The sequence below is a fragment of the Streptomyces sp. NPDC053541 genome (genome assembly GCF_044544705.1).
Classification (GTDB): Bacteria; Actinomycetota; Actinomycetes; order Streptomycetales; family Streptomycetaceae; genus Streptomyces.
The window spans coordinates 246,231-259,057 of sequence record NZ_JBITXM010000011.1 but is presented as its reverse complement, the minus strand read 5'-3'; the positions used below and the strand labels follow the sequence as shown (position 1 = coordinate 259,057).

General features: G+C 73.1%; 11 protein-coding genes. 5 read left to right on the top strand and 6 right to left on the bottom strand.

What is annotated here, in order from left to right:
- Positions 1-81: 81 nt before the first annotated feature.
- Positions 82-240: a hypothetical protein gene (locus tag ACIGW2_RS27805; RefSeq protein WP_361581551.1), complete on the bottom strand. Its 159-nt coding sequence runs from the start codon at positions 238-240 to the stop codon at positions 82-84.
- 540 nt (positions 241-780) lie between these two features.
- Between ACIGW2_RS27805 and ACIGW2_RS27800 the strand changes: the two genes are divergently transcribed.
- On the top strand, positions 781-2,016 hold the full coding sequence (locus tag ACIGW2_RS27800; RefSeq protein ID WP_391655530.1) for a helix-turn-helix domain-containing protein: 1,236 nt from the start codon (positions 781-783) through the stop codon (positions 2,014-2,016).
- A 42-nt stretch (positions 2,017-2,058) separates the two neighbouring features.
- Here the strand turns inward: ACIGW2_RS27800 and ACIGW2_RS27795 are convergent, their stop codons facing one another.
- The 4 genes from ACIGW2_RS27795 to ACIGW2_RS27780 form a co-directional block, all read right to left on the bottom strand.
- A complete protein-coding gene (locus ACIGW2_RS27795; protein WP_399846724.1) occupies positions 2,059-2,838 on the bottom strand; it encodes a GNAT family N-acetyltransferase in 780 nt (259 codons plus the stop codon).
- Positions 2,839-2,936: 98 nt separating this feature from the next.
- The gene (locus ACIGW2_RS27790; RefSeq protein ID WP_391655528.1) at positions 2,937-3,401 is read right to left on the bottom strand and encodes a hypothetical protein; all 465 of its coding nucleotides are present in this window, start codon (positions 3,399-3,401) and stop codon (positions 2,937-2,939) included.
- Between the two features lie 106 nt (positions 3,402-3,507).
- Positions 3,508-6,090 (bottom strand): GH32 C-terminal domain-containing protein, encoded by a 2,583-nt coding sequence (locus ACIGW2_RS27785; RefSeq protein ID WP_399846723.1) that lies wholly within the window; start codon positions 6,088-6,090, stop codon positions 3,508-3,510.
- Between the two features lie 257 nt (positions 6,091-6,347).
- On the bottom strand, positions 6,348-7,379 hold the full coding sequence (locus ACIGW2_RS27780) for a carbohydrate kinase (RefSeq protein ID WP_399846721.1): 1,032 nt from the start codon (positions 7,377-7,379) through the stop codon (positions 6,348-6,350).
- A 299-nt stretch (positions 7,380-7,678) separates the two neighbouring features.
- Between ACIGW2_RS27780 and ACIGW2_RS27775 the strand changes: the two genes are divergently transcribed.
- The 4 genes from ACIGW2_RS27775 to ACIGW2_RS27760 all read left to right on the top strand — a co-directional run bounded on the left by ACIGW2_RS27775 (position 7,679) and on the right by ACIGW2_RS27760 (position 11,832).
- Positions 7,679-8,713: a sugar ABC transporter substrate-binding protein gene (locus ACIGW2_RS27775; RefSeq protein WP_399846720.1), complete on the top strand. Its 1,035-nt coding sequence runs from the start codon at positions 7,679-7,681 to the stop codon at positions 8,711-8,713.
- A gap of 131 nt (positions 8,714-8,844) precedes the next feature.
- Positions 8,845-9,840: an ABC transporter permease gene (locus tag ACIGW2_RS27770; protein ID WP_399846719.1), complete on the top strand. Its 996-nt coding sequence runs from the start codon at positions 8,845-8,847 to the stop codon at positions 9,838-9,840.
- Entirely contained in the window at positions 9,837-10,676 is an 840-nt protein-coding gene (locus ACIGW2_RS27765; protein ID WP_391655523.1) for an ATP-binding cassette domain-containing protein, read from the top strand. Before ACIGW2_RS27770 ends, ACIGW2_RS27765 begins: the two co-directional genes overlap by 4 nt.
- Positions 10,677-10,788: 112 nt before the next feature.
- The gene (locus ACIGW2_RS27760) at positions 10,789-11,832 is read left to right on the top strand and encodes a LacI family DNA-binding transcriptional regulator (protein ID WP_399846718.1); all 1,044 of its coding nucleotides are present in this window, start codon (positions 10,789-10,791) and stop codon (positions 11,830-11,832) included.
- A 38-nt stretch (positions 11,833-11,870) separates the two neighbouring features.
- Here ACIGW2_RS27760 and ACIGW2_RS27755 read toward each other — a convergent pair whose 3' ends face one another.
- Entirely contained in the window at positions 11,871-12,566 is a 696-nt protein-coding gene (locus ACIGW2_RS27755) for a DUF4232 domain-containing protein (RefSeq protein WP_399846717.1), read from the bottom strand.
- Positions 12,567-12,827 lie beyond the last annotated feature (261 nt).

Genomic DNA, 12,827 nt, shown 5'->3' with positions numbered 1-12,827 from the left:
TCCGTTTTCTCAAGGGCGTGAGGGACGAGCGGACGGCCGGAGCGCGGGGCTCCGTCCGGGGGCCTGGGAGAGCGACACCCGCTACGGCCAGTCGATCTCGTCCTGCGCGGCCTGCGGCTCGGCGACGGCCGCGAGTCGGTGACCGGCCGGAGCGTCGCCGGCGTGCTGGAGGCTCAGGATCACGATCGCGCCCAGAACGGCCGCGCCGGAGAGGCGGGCGACGTGGAGCAACACCTTCATGGAATCCCCCATGGGTTCACTGCTGTCAGGGACATGCCGAGCGATTGCGCTGGAAAGCTAGCCCACCTTGTCGCCGGTTGGCAACAACTTGCCAAGCTGGATGGTCAAGTTCGTCACGTCCAAGGCAATGGGTTGCCGGGGGAGGAGTTCGGCCCCTCCACGAACGCACGCCCGGACGATCACGGACCTCTCCCCCGACGGGGCACCCCGAGGCCCCGAACACGGAAGTACGACACACTCCATGGCCGACGACGGCGGACCCCCGCGAGCATCACCCGCGATGTTGCCAAATCTGGAAACATCAGGTTGCCAGACGGGGGAAAAGGAACTATGTTCACCATGCACGTGCGGCCCCGAGGTGGGTGACCTCCGTCGGAGGGCCGCGCCGGGCGTCGTACTCGGTTCACACGATCGGGTCGCCGTCACACCACGAGGGGCGGACCGCCACATCCCGGAGCGGACCCGCCGGGTGTCGGTTCGATCGCAGAGACGGGTCACTACAGTCTCCCCGGCATCGTGGCTGGTGGGAGGCTTGGCGGGATGGGACGGATGCTGGAACAGCCGATCTTCGGGAGACGACTCAGGGAGCTCCGACTGGAGCGCGGCCTGTCCCAGGCCGCGCTCGCGGGCCACGAGATCTCGACCGGCTACTTGTCGCGACTGGAGTCGGGGGCCCGCCCGCCCACGGACCGGGTCGTGGCGTATCTGGCCGAGCGGCTCGGCGTGCCCGCCTCCACCTTCGCCGAGGTCGAAACGGGGTCACTGGCCCACGTCCTCGCCCGGGTCACCTCCTCCCCCGACCGGAGCGACGAGGCCGCCACCGCCCTCGCGGACGCCCTCGCCGCGGCCGGCGACCACAGCCCGGCGCTGCGCTGGCAGGCGCTGTGGCTGCTGACCCGCATCCGGAGCCGCAGCGGACAGTACGCCGAGGAGCTCGACCACCTGCGGGAGCTGACGCGCCTCGCGGACGAGCTGGACATGCCGGAGCTCCGCACCCGGGCCCGCACCCAGACCGCGCGCTGCATGCGCGCCCTGGGCGACAACGAGCAGGCCTACGCCTTCTCCGCCGAGGCCTTCCGCATCGCCCGGCAGCACGACCTGCCCACCCGCGACACGGCGACGGCCCTGCTGGCCGTGGTGTCCGCCGAGGCGGAGGCCGGCCGGCTCTCGGACGCCCGCGCCCACGCCGACGAACTGTGCGCGCTGGTGAAGGACTCCTCCGGCACCCTGCCGGTCGAGGCCGCCTGGGCGGCCGCCACCGTGCGCATGCGCCAAGGGGACCTGACGGGGGCCCAGGGCCTCCTGGAGCAGGCCCTCCAGGACCTCGACAGCCACGACGACCTGATGCTGTGGATGCGCCTGAGGCTCGCCGCCGCGTCGCTCTACCTCCAGGTGGAACCGGCCAGGACCGAGGCCGCGAGTCTCCGCCTCCAGGAGGCGGAGACGGCCCTCGGCCTGGTGGGAACCCCGCTCCACCAGCAGGAGCGCTCGGCGCTCCGGGCGCACCTCGCCTTCCAGCAGGGCCGCACCGCCGACGCGCGGGCGCTGTGCGAACGGCTCGCCGAGGAGGAACTGCTCCTCTCCTTCCGCGACCGGGTCAGGCTCGACGTCCTGCGCTGCCAGATCCTCGCCACCGAGGGACGTCCCGAGGAGGCGGTCGACACCCTGCGCACCCTGGCCCGCGAGGCCAACGAGTCCCTCAACACGGACCTCGCGGCCGAGGTCTGGCGCACCCTCGCGGAGACCCTGGCCCGCCTGCAGAACCCGGGCGCGTGACCGGTTCCCCGGCGGGCCTCCGCGACCGCGCCCCTACGGCGGCTACGGCGTCGCGGGAACGGAGGCCCACCAGGTCGACGGTCCCGCGGCGGTGTAGCCCAGGGACTCGTACAGCGGCCGTCCCAGCTTCGACGCGGTGAGGGTGGCGGGCAGGTGCGCGAGCGTGGCGAGCGAGCCGAGCATGACGGCCCGGCCCACGCCGCGCGAGCGGAAGGCGGGCGAGGTGCCGACCCAGTAGTGGCTGCCGACGCCGTCGTCGAGAAGGCTGACGCAGGCGCCCGCGGGCACGCCGTCGACGAGGGCGACGAACACGTCGACGCCCGGGTGCTCGACGAGCGCTGCCGGGAACAGCTCTCCCGGGCGGTACGGCTCGAATCCGGTGAGCTCGAAGCCCTCGATCACGATCCGCTCCGCCGCCCGCAGGTCCTCGGACCGCCCGACCCGGACCACGTCCAGCGCCGGTTCGGCGACGGGCCCGGGCGGGCGCAGCATGACCGGCATCTGCCAGCTGCGCAGGGCCAGTCGGCCCAGGTCGGTCGAGCTGTACGGATCCTCCGCGTTCACCGGCCCGGCGGCGCGGCGCACCAGCTCGCCCACCTCGGCGAGTTCGCCGGACGCGAGCTCGGGCTCCTGGATCAGGATCCGGGTGCCCGCGCGCGCGTCCCCCTCGACCGCGACGAATCCGCGGCGCCGGATCACCGCGTGCCCCCGGGACCGGCCGACGGCGGTCCAGAACGCGGCGGAGTTGCGGGCCTGGCGCCGGGGCGCCTCGGACAGGGCGACGGGTGCGGGCCGGCCGACCGGAGTCGATCTTGTCGTCATGGTGCCCACCGTAGTCCCCGACCGTCCGGACGTCCGGACCACTTGGGCACGATCCGAGTGGGCCATTCGCGGACCGAGAGCCCGGCCCGCACCGCGTGTCAGCCGTACGGGTCGAGGGCCCGGAAGCGGACGGTCCCGCTGCGTCGGTCGAACCACAGGTCGGTGGAGTGCCCGTTCCCCTCCCGGTCGAGCGCGTCCGACCGGATCCACCGCGGATCCTCCGGGCCCTCGCCCTTGAGCGGCTTCTCGAACCACGCGTCGAAGTCGCCCGCGGGCCCGCCGTCGACGAAGACGTGCGCCGCGGTCAGCTCGTCGAGCCGGCCCGGCGCCAGCCGGGCGAGGCCCGAGATCACCAACTCCGGTGACGGCAGGCCCCGTTCGTTGTCCCGGCTGCTCACCCACCGGGCGTCGGTGAGCGGCCCCAGCACGGGGAACGCCCGCTCCAGCGGCTCGGTCTCGGTGTGCCAGGCCGGGTCGGCGCCCTCGCCCACCTGCCGCAGGATCCACCAGGCGGGCAGGACGGCCACCCCCGCCCCGATCCCGATCACCGTCCTCCGCCGCACGGCGCTCCCCCTTCGTTCGCTCGTCCGCTCGTACGCGGAACCCGGGGAACCCTATCCGGTACGCCGGCCGCGCCAGGTGCGGCCGGGCCCGGTGACGGCCGCCGGGTCAGTCGCGGTACGAGCGCACCTGCCGTACCGTCGCCGCGTCCAGGCGGGCCGTGCCGCCCTCGGCGAAGAGGCGGAGTCCGTCGCTGCTCGGGCTCGGGAAGATCTGGTCCGTGATGACGGTCTCACCGGCGCCGCCGAAGACCTCGACGGAGGACCAGTCGACCAGGACGCGCAGTTCGATCCTTCCGTCGCCGCGCGGGCTCAGCGGGGCGCGCTGGACGCCGGGGAAGTCGTCGTGGAAGTCGACGGCGCCCGAGCGGGTGCGGTCGACGTAGAGCTCCCGGGTCCGGGTGTCGTAGCCGATGACGGTCTGTTCGCCGTTCCCGGTGCGGACCGTGAGGCCGAAGCGCTCGGCGTCGCCCGGGGAGAAGGTGGCGCGGATGTCGAGGGCCGTGCCGTCGGCGCGGCCCTCGGCCAGGGGCGCGGAGCCCTCGGTGACGGTGACGTCCCGGGCTTCCACCGCGGGCCCGTCGTACAGCGACTCGATCGTGGGCACGGGCCGCTGGGTGAGCCGGAGGCGGCCGTTCACCGTGCGCAGGGCCATCTCGCGCGGGATGCTCTGGGCGCTGCGCCAGGGGGAGGTCGGGATGGCGTTGCCGTACTGCCAGTTGTTCATCCAGCCGATCATGCGGCGCCTGCCGTCGGGGGTGTTCTCCCAGGAGACGGCCGCGTAGTAGTCCTTGCCGTGGTCGAGCCAGGAGGCCCGCCGCACGCTCGGGACCGCGGGCCGGTCGGCGGCGACGAAGTGGTCGGCCAGGACGTGGCCCCAGCCGCCGCGGTTCATGTCGACGATCTGGACGACGGCCTGCCTGCCCCGGTACGGGCGGAGGTCGAAGGAGGCCCAGTCGAGGCTGCCACTGTCGTCGCCGGTCTCGCTCCGGACGACCTGCCCGTCGACGAGGAGGTTGACGGCGGTCTCGGTGGAGCGGGGGTGCGCCGGGGTGTCGGAGAGTGTCACCCGGTCGAGGAGGATGTGGCCCCAGCCGCCGGTGTTGCGGTCGACGACCTCCAGGTGCGCGGTCCGGCCGGCGAGGTCGCCGACGTCCCAGGCGGTCCAGTTGAGTTCCTCGGAGTCGGTGCCGGTGGCGCTGCGGACGGTCCGGCCGTCGACGACGAGCCGGACGGCGGTGGGGGCGTCGGAGCCCGAGGGGTGGCGGCCGCCTCCGACGAGGAGGTTGAGGTAGCGGGCGGTGAGGGTGAAATCGGGCGAGGTGAGGGTTCCGGTGGTGGCGTCGCCGCCGAGGAAGCTGTTCACCAGGCCCTCGCCCTCGTAGCCGGTCACGGGGTTCTGGCCGGGGAGGGTGCCGTGGGCGGGGCCGGTGCCGAAGGCGGTGCCGGTGGCGGTCCAGGAGCCGTACCCCTGCTGCTCGAAGTCGGCGAGGACCTCCCCCGGCGGCGCGGGCGACGGGCCCTGCACCGAGCCGGGGACGTGGGGGTGGCGGCCGCCGGCGACCTTGAAGTTGAGGTAGTCGCTGTCGACGGTGAAGGGCGGTGAGGTGAGGGTTCCGGTCTCGTCGTCGCCGTGGTGGAAGCTGTCGACGAACCCGGTGCCCTCGTAGCCGCTCGTCCCCGACGTCCCCGGCGCCGGGGCGGGGACCGGTCCGTCGCCGAAGGCGGTGCCGGTGGTCCGCCAGCCTCCGTAGTCGGTGCCCTCGAAGTCCTGCGTCACGACTCCGGGCGGCGGCGTGTACGAGCCGTCGTCGTCGGAGGTGAAGCGGGTGCCGTCGAAGTCGCCGACGAAGTACTGGGCGCCCGAACCTCCCGCGATACCACCGGGGTTGAGGTTGACCACGAGCACCCACTTGACGCGTCCGGGGTCGCCGTCGACGGGCAGCGGGAAGAGGTCGGGGCACTCCCACACGCCGCCCACCGCGTTCCGCGGGCCGAAGTCGCTCAGGTGCGTCCAGTGCTTCAGGTCCTTGGAGGAGTAGAAGCGGACCTTGTGCTCGGCGGACAGCGACACGGTCATCAGCCAGCTCCGGGTGGGCGCGTACCACTGCACCTTGGGGTCGCGGAACTCCGTCGAGCCGATGTCGAGGACGGGGTTCCCCGCGTACTTGGTCCAGGTGCGGCCGCGGTCGGTGCTGTACGCGAGGGACTGGGCCTGCTTGCCGCCGTTCTTGAAGTGGCTGGTGTAGACGGCGACCATCGCGGGGTTCTCCCGGGTGCCGAACCCGGTGGTGTTGTCGTGGTCGACGACGGCGCTGCCGGAGAAGACCATCTCCTGGTCGTCGTGCGCGAGGGCGAGGGGCAGCTCCCGCCAGTGCACCAGGTCCGTGCTGACGGCGTGCCCCCAGGACATGTCGCCCCAGGTGTTGCCGTCGGGGTTGTACTGGTAGAAGAGGTGGTATTCGCCCTTGAACCAGACCAGTCCGTTGGGGTCGTTCATCCAGTTCTTCGCCGGGCTGAAGTGGAACTGGGGGCGGTACGTCTCGGTGTACGGCCGGCCGTCCTCCGCCGTGGCCGGCGGGGCGGCGGCGGTGAGGGCGAGCGCGCAGCTCGCGGCGGCGGCAGCGGCGGTGAGGCGCAGGGGGACGCGACGGCGTGCGGGGACAAGACGGCGTGCGGGGACGGGACTCATGGTTTCTCCTGCACGGGCGAGGGGTGCGGGCGGCATGGGGACGGGGATGCGGGTGGGCTGCTGGGGGATGCGCCGGGAAGCGGCCGGAATGCGGCGGGAGGGTGGCGGGATTGCAATCCCCCACAGGTGTCATCGATGACACCTGTCAGCGATGACACCCCGTTGGGGAGTGATGATGGGCGGACGCCAGGCGGCTCGTCAATGGGCGGGCACGAGTCGGTCCGGGAGGGCGGGTCGGGCCGAGGACGGCCGCCCGTTCAGCCGGCGGCGCGTCCGGCCACCTGCCCGGCCGCGGGCGCGGGGAGCGGCAACTGGCTCGCCCAGGGCGGGTTCGGCCCGACGACGGAGCAGGTCAGGGCGGCGACCCGGGCGGCGAAGGCACAGGCGTCGACGACGTCGTCCAGCCGGAGCCCGGTCAGCCGCCCGCCGAGCAGCCCGCGGGCGCCGAGGTGGTGCAGCAGCCCCGCCGTGAAGGAGTCGCCCGCGCCGACCGTGTCGACCACGTCGGCCGGCGGCGCGGGTACGGCGGCCCGCTCGCCGTTCAGGGAGGCGACGGCGCCGCGCTCGCCGCGGGTGACGACGACGAGCGGGGCGCCGGCCGCGTGCCAGCTGTCGCAGGCGCGCTCGATCGTGGTGCCGGGCAGCAGCAGTTCCAGGTCGTCCTCGCTCAGCCGGAGGACGTCCGTGAACGCGCACCAGCGCTGCAGGCGCTCGCGGTAGACGTCGAGCCCCACGAGCAGCGGCCGGACGTTCGGGTCGAGCGAGATGGTCGCGGCGGCGGAGGCGCGGGCGAGGAAGTCCTCGACGACCGCGCCGCCGGGCTCGCGGACCAGGGCCAGGGAGCCCGCGTGCAGGCAGGGGGCGCCGGCGAGGTCGACAGCGGACAGTTCCCGCGCCGTCCACTGCCAGTCGGCGGTGCCCTGGGCGTGGAAGGAGTACGCGGCCCTGCCCTGGGCGTCGAGTTCGGCGACGGCGAGGGTGCTGGGTTCGGGGGCGCGGACGGCGGCGGTGAGGTCGACGCCCGAGGCCTCCAGGTGGGCGCGGAACAGGCGGCCGAAGACGTCGTCCGACAGGCGGGCGAGGAGGCGGGCGGGCGTGCCGAGCCGGGCGAGGGCGACGGCCGTGTTGGCCGGACCGCCGCCCGGCAGGACCCGCAGGGCGAGTTCGCCCGGCACGGGCGCGGGGACGGTGAAGGCGTCGGCGACGCATTCGCCGAGGACGGTGACCGGGGGCGCCGACGACGCAGGAGGCAAGGGCGTGGGCAGGGGCCGGGGCAGGGGCAGGCTCATGGCGTTCTCTCCGGGTGCGGCGGGTGCGACGGGTGCGACAAGGGGGCGAGCGGCGGTGCGGGGGAGGTGCGGAGGCTCACGGGAAGCGCCCCTCCCGGCCCGGGGGGGCGGGGCGAGGTTGCCGATGTGTGACGGCACCAAGGCATTGACGTTTCCGGGCAACGGAGTTCATCATCCTCCGCAAGCGGTGTCAACGATGACATGAGTCAACGTTGACACCGCACCCCCACCGCTTGGCTCCGTCCCGGACCGGGTCCCGTTCCCGTTCCCTTCCCGTCCTCGCCCAGCAGGAGTTCCGCATGCCTCGCAGCGCCCGCACCCGCACTCACGCCCACGTCCGCACCCTGCGTACGCCCCTCGGCATCACCGCGCTCGCCGCCCTGTCGGCCCTGACCCTGACGGCCTGCGGCTCGGGAGCCCAGGGCGCCTCGGGCGGCGGGACCAAGGTCGGGCTGATCACCAAGACGGACACCAACCCGTTCTTCGTGAAGATGAAGGAGGGCGCCGAGCGCGCGGCGAAGGAGAACGGCGTCGAACTGGTCAGCGCGGCCGGGAAGTTCGACGGCGACAACGCCGGCCAGGTCACCGCCATCGAGAACATGGTCAACTCCGGGGTGAAGGGCATCCTCATCACCCCCAACGACTCCAAGGCGATCGTCCCCGCCCTCGCCAAGGCGCGCGCCAAGGGCGTGCTGGTCATCGCGCTCGACAGCCCGACCGATCCGCAGGACGCCACCGACGCCCTCTTCGCCACCGACAACGTCAAGGCGGGCGAGCTCATCGGCCGGTACGCCAAGGCGGCGATGGCCGGCAAGCCGGCCCGGATCGCCACGCTGGACCTCGCGCCCGGCGTCGCCGTGGGCGTGCAGCGCCACCAGGGCTTCCTCAAGGGCTTCGGCATCGCCGAGGGCGACCCGTCGGTGGTCTGCATGCAGGACACCGGCGGCGACCAGGCCAAGGGCCAGACGGCGATGGAGAACTGTCTCCAGCGGAACCCGGACATCAACGTCGTCTACACGATCAACGAGCCCGCCGCCCTCGGGGCCCACACCGCGCTGAAGGCGAAGGGCCTGGAGAAGAAGGTGCTGGTGGTCTCGGTCGACGGCGGCTGCACCGGAACCCGGGCCGTGAAGGAGGGCAAGATCGCCGCGACCTCGCAGCAGTACCCGCTCGACATGGCCTCGCGCGGCGTCAAGGCGGTCGCCGACTTCGCGAAGAACGGCACCAAGGTCTCCGGCTACACCGACACCGGCGTCACGCTCGTCACGGACGCGGCCCAGCCGGGCGTCGAGGCCAAGGGCACCGCCTACGGCCTGGAGAAGTGCTGGGGCTGAGCCCCCGCCCCGCACCCGAACCCCGTACCCCCGGATCTCCCCCGACCCGCCCCCTTCCCTCCCCTCCCGTCCCCTCCCCTCCCGCCTCGCCCGTCCGTCCTCCCCCTTCCACCATCACGGCAAGGACCCGCATGACTGCCACCGCCCTCCCCTACGACCAGCTGAAAGGGCCGACCACGGTCCGCCGGCTGCTCACCGCGCCGACTGCCGGGCCGCTCGCCGCCCTGCTCCTGGCCTGCGTCTTCTTCTCCCTGACGACCGAGCAGTTCCTCTCCGGCGGGAACTTCTCGCTGATCGTGCAGCAGGTCATGGTCGTCGGCACGCTGGCCATCGGCCAGACGCTGATCATCCTCACCGCCGGCATCGACCTCTCCTGCGGTGCCGTCATGGCGTTCGGCAGCATCGTCATCGCCAAGACGGCCGTCCAGGGCGGTCTGCCGCCGCTCGCCGCCGTCGCCCTCGGTCTGGTCGTCTGCGCGGGCTTCGGCCTGGCCAACGGCCTGCTGGTGCGGCTGATCCCGCTGCCGCCGTTCATCGTGACCCTCGGCATGCTGAACGTGGCCTTCGCCCTGACCCACATCTACTCCGCCGAGCAGACGATCACCGGACTGCCGGCCCCGCTGACCGCCCTCGGCGAGACCTTCCCGCTCGGCAACACCGACATCACCTACGGCTCGCTCGTCACGATCGCCCTGTTCCTGCTCTTCGCGTACGCCCTCGGCAACACGTCGTGGGGCCGGCACGTGTACGCGCTCGGCAACAGCCCCGAGGCCGCCCGCCTCAACGGCATCCGCACGTCCCGGCTGACCATCGGCCTCTACGCCCTCGCCGGGCTCGTCTACGGGATCGCCGCGCTGCTCCTGATCTCGCGCACCGGCGTCGGCGACCCGCAGGCCGGCCAGACCGACAACCTGGACAGCATCACGGCCGTCGTCCTCGGCGGCACCAGCCTCTTCGGCGGGCGCGGCTCCGTCCTCGGCACCTTCATCGGCGTCCTCATCGTCGGGGTGTTCCGCAACGGCCTCCAGCTGATGGGCGTCGCCTCCATCTACCAGACCCTGATCACCGGCGTGCTGGTGATCCTGGCCGTGACCGTCGACCAGATCTCCCGGAGGAAGGCCCGATGAGCACTCCCGACGCCACCATCACGCCCGTGCTCCAAGCCCGTGGCCTGGTCAAGCGGTACGGCCACGTCACGGCCATCGACGGCGCCGACTTCGACCTGCTTCCCGGTGAGGTCCTGGCCGTCATCGGCGACAACGGCGCCGGCAAGACGAGCCTGATCAAGGCGCTCACCGGGGCGATCACCCCCGACGAGGGCGAGATCCGGCTGAACGGCGAGCCCATCAGGTTCACCGGGCCGCAGAGCGCCCGGCAGCACGGCATCGAGACCGTGTACCAGGACCTCGCGGTCGCCGCCTCCATGGACATCGCCTCCAACATGTTCCTCGGGCGCGAGCTGCGCCGGCCGGGCTTCCTGGGTGGTGCGCTGCGGATGCTCGACAAGAAGCGCATGCGGCAGGAGGCCGCCGCGCACATGGCCGACCTCAAGATCGGGCTGCGCTCGCTGACGCAGCCGGTGGAGACCCTGTCCGGTGGTCAGCGGCAGGCCGTGGCGGTCGCGCGGGCGGTGGCCTGGGCGTCCAGCGTCGTGGTCATGGACGAGCCCACCGCCGCGCTCGGCGTCAAGGAGTCGGGGCAGGTCCTGGACCTGATCCGCCGGGTCCGCGACAAGGGCATGCCGGTCGTGCTGATCAGCCACAACATGCCGCACGTCTTCGAGATCGCCGACCGCATCCACATCCACCGGCTCGGCCGCCGGGAGGCGTTGATCAGGCCGTCCGACCACTCCATGGCGGAGGTCGTCGCCATCATGACGGGGGCGCTCAAGATCGACGATGATGGGGGTACGGTCGTTGCCGACGCGGATGCCGCCCAGGCGGCAGGCGTGTCCGCCCCCTGAGTCGCCGCCCGGCAGCGCCGCCGCGTCGGCCGGAGGGCCGCCGCACAGTCAGGACAGCGGGCCCGGCCCCGGACGGGGGCCGGGCCCGACGAACGCACAGGAACGGTGGAACATGGCCGCGAACCGCCGCCCCACCCTGGCCGACGTCGCCAGGGAAGTGGGCGTCAGCGCCAAGACGGTGTCCCGGGTGCTCAACGAGGACGGCCCGAGTTCCCCGCAGACCCGGGAACGCGTGCTCGCGGCGGTGGCGAAGCTCGGCTTCCAGCCGAACCTGATGGCCCGCAACATCCGCGTCGGCGGCCCCGACACCACCGTCGGCCTGGTCGTGCCCGACCTCGGCAACCCCTTCTTCGGCACGGTCGCCGGCGGCATCGAGGACGTCGTGCGCGAGCGCGGGCTGACGCTGCTGATGGGCTCGTCGGCCGAGGATCCCGAGCGCGAGCGCGCGCTGATCGAGACCTTCCTGGCCCGTCGGGTCAGCATGCTCATGGTCGTCCCGGCGTTCGGGGCCGACCACGCCCACCTCAAGGCGGCGCGCGCGGCGGGGCTGCCGCTGGTGTTCCTCGACCGGCCGGGGGTCGGCCTGTCCGCGGACTGCGTGGTCAGCTCCAACCGGGACGGCGTCCACGAGGGCGTCGCGCACCTGATCGCCCGCGGTCACCGCAGGATCGGATTCGTCGGCGACCTCCCCGCCAAGCTCTACACCCGGCGCGAGCGGCTCTCCGGCTACCGCGCGGCGCTGGCCGAGGCCGGACTGCCGTACGACCGTACGCTGGTGACCGGCGCCCACAGCCAGGAGGGCGCCGCCGCCGAGACCGCCGCCCTGCTGGACCTGCCGAACCCGCCCACCGCGCTGTTCGCCGGCAACAACATGATGGCCCTCGGCGTCGTCGCCGGGCTCACCCGCGCGGGCCGCAAGGACATCGCCCTGGTCACCTTCGACGACCTCCCCCTCGCCGACCTCCTCGAACCCGCCCTGACCGTCGTCGCCCAGGACCCGGCCACCATCGGCGAAACGGCCGCCCGCCTCGCCCTCGCCCGCCTCGACGGCGACCGCACCCGCGCCCGCACCGTCATGGTCCCCACCCGCCTGCTCCTCCGCGGCTCCAGCGAACCGGTCCCACGGGACGGAGGGAAGGCGGGGGCGGGGGCCTGAGCGGCCGGGGCCGGGAGGCCGGCCCCGGGCCCGTACGGTCACTCGGCGAGGGACTGCCTCACCGCCAGGGCCTCGCTGGCCGTCCAGTAGGTGACCTTCGGGTCGTCGTCGATGTTCACGAAGCCGGCGCCGCCCGGCAGGGGGACGTTCTGTTCGTAGCCGTCCGGGGAGAGGCTGACGCCCATCTTCTTCACCGCGGTGGTCGGGCGGTCGACGCGGAAGAGGCGGACGCCCGCGTAGGCCTTCTTGCCCGGTGCGACGAGGAACTCCTCAAGCTGGGACGGCATGACGGTGGCCTGGTGGGTCGCGTCCTCGAAGACCACGGCGGGGTATCCGCCGAGCACGCAGGGCTTGTCACCGGTGTTCGTGGCGGTGAGCAGGATGTGCTGGAGCGAGTCGTGCGGCGAGGTGGACGCCGTGATGGTGAAGGTGTCGTCGGTGCACGGGGTGCCGGGGACGCCGTCGCCGCCGACGTTCCCGTCCTCGTTCCCGCCCGGGTCTCCGGCGGTGGATCCGCCGCTCGGTGCCTTCGAACTCGCCGCGCCGCTGGGCGTGGTGGACGGCTGCGCGCTCGTCGTCGCGCTCCCGCCGGCACTCGCGCTCGCCGTCTTCGACGGTGCCGGCTTCGTCCCCTCCGTCGAGGAGTCGGGGCCGCAGGCGGCGGTCGACAGCAGCACGGCGACGGCCGCGCCGCTCAGTGCGCAGGTCTTCAGGATGGTGTGCGCGGTACGCATGGTGGTTCCCCCGTGTACGTGTGCGTGTACGTCTACGTGTGCATGAGCGTGTGCGTGTGCGTGTGCGCGTCCTCGATGCTCCGACGACTGCGACGACGCGTGAGCGCCGACGATACGGACGGTCGCCGGCCGCCGTCGTCCCGCACGTGGTGGAACTTCGCCGCTCCCCGGGCACGCGCCGTACGCCTCAGGTTGACCCCGCCCCACCGGACGACTCCTCAGGTCGACGGAGCCCGTGGACCTCCGGCGGATGCCCGCCAC

Coding starts and splice junctions, on each gene's coding strand:
- ACIGW2_RS27805 (WP_361581551.1), bottom strand. CDS start 240: ATGAAGGTGTTGCTCCACGTCGCCCGCCTCTCCGGCGCGGCCGTTCTG.
- ACIGW2_RS27760 (WP_399846718.1), top strand. CDS start 10,789: ATGGCCGCGAACCGCCGCCCCACCCTGGCCGACGTCGCCAGGGAAGTG.
- ACIGW2_RS27785 (WP_399846723.1), bottom strand. CDS start 6,090: ATGAGTCCCGTCCCCGCACGCCGTCTTGTCCCCGCACGCCGTCGCGTC.
- ACIGW2_RS27775 (WP_399846720.1), top strand. CDS start 7,679: ATGCCTCGCAGCGCCCGCACCCGCACTCACGCCCACGTCCGCACCCTG.
- ACIGW2_RS27795 (WP_399846724.1), bottom strand. CDS start 2,838: ATGACGACAAGATCGACTCCGGTCGGCCGGCCCGCACCCGTCGCCCTG.
- ACIGW2_RS27755 (WP_399846717.1), bottom strand. CDS start 12,566: ATGCGTACCGCGCACACCATCCTGAAGACCTGCGCACTGAGCGGCGCG.
- ACIGW2_RS27765 (WP_391655523.1), top strand. CDS start 9,837: ATGAGCACTCCCGACGCCACCATCACGCCCGTGCTCCAAGCCCGTGGC.
- ACIGW2_RS27800 (WP_391655530.1), top strand. CDS start 781: ATGGGACGGATGCTGGAACAGCCGATCTTCGGGAGACGACTCAGGGAG.
- ACIGW2_RS27780 (WP_399846721.1), bottom strand. CDS start 7,379: ATGAGCCTGCCCCTGCCCCGGCCCCTGCCCACGCCCTTGCCTCCTGCG.
- ACIGW2_RS27770 (WP_399846719.1), top strand. CDS start 8,845: ATGACTGCCACCGCCCTCCCCTACGACCAGCTGAAAGGGCCGACCACG.